Below are 639 nucleotides of genomic sequence, written 5' to 3' on the forward strand. Positions count from 1 at the left end.
GACCTGGGCCCTCGACAAACCTGTAGGTGGAAACCGCTGCGGTGACGACGGTTTCCACCTACAGGTTCCGCTGTTGTAGGGGCGGCGGTTTTTACCTACGATCGCAGGCGCTGGCCGGACGGACGAGCCGCCGTAGCCGGTGCGCGGCGGGCCGCATCGTCAGCCGCGGCCAGCTCAGGAAAGCCTCGGCTTCCAGCATGGCCAGCGCGATGCGTGGAAGATTCCGGTTCGCGGGAAAACAGATGTAGCGGGGTGACCAGGCCGGTCGGAACTTCGCGTTGAACCGGTAGAGGCTGTCGATCTGGAACCAGCGCGAGAGGAAGACCAGCAGCTTCCGGAAACAGCGGGTGACCGGGCCCGCGCCGAGCCGCTGCCCGCGTTCCAGCGCGGACCGGAAGAACGCGAAGTTCAGCGACAGGCGGTCCACCCCGAGTCCGCCCGCCGCCCGCAGCGCCGAGACGATCAGAAAGTCGTTCAGCCCGTTGTCGGCGTTGCGGTCGCGCACCATCAGGTCCAGTGACAGGCCCCGGCTCCCCCACGGGACGAAGTGCAGCAGCGCACGCAGCTGTGGCTCGCATCCGCCACTGCCCGCCGGGTCGTCCCCGCCGCGGTCGAAGGCCATGAGCACGACGCAGCCGT

1 protein-coding gene is annotated in these 639 nt (G+C 68.4%); it reads right to left on the bottom strand.

The annotated features are described in order from the left end of the window. Window positions 1–91: 91 nt before the first annotated feature. A partial coding sequence (locus tag DD1DGNOD_RS03355; protein WP_131769428.1) for a phosphatidylglycerol lysyltransferase domain-containing protein occupies window positions 92–639 on the bottom strand: 548 nt, incomplete at its 5' end.

It is taken from the genome of Candidatus Protofrankia californiensis, assembly GCF_900634765.1.
GTDB lineage: Bacteria > Actinomycetota > Actinomycetes > Frankiales > Frankiaceae > Protofrankia > Protofrankia californiensis.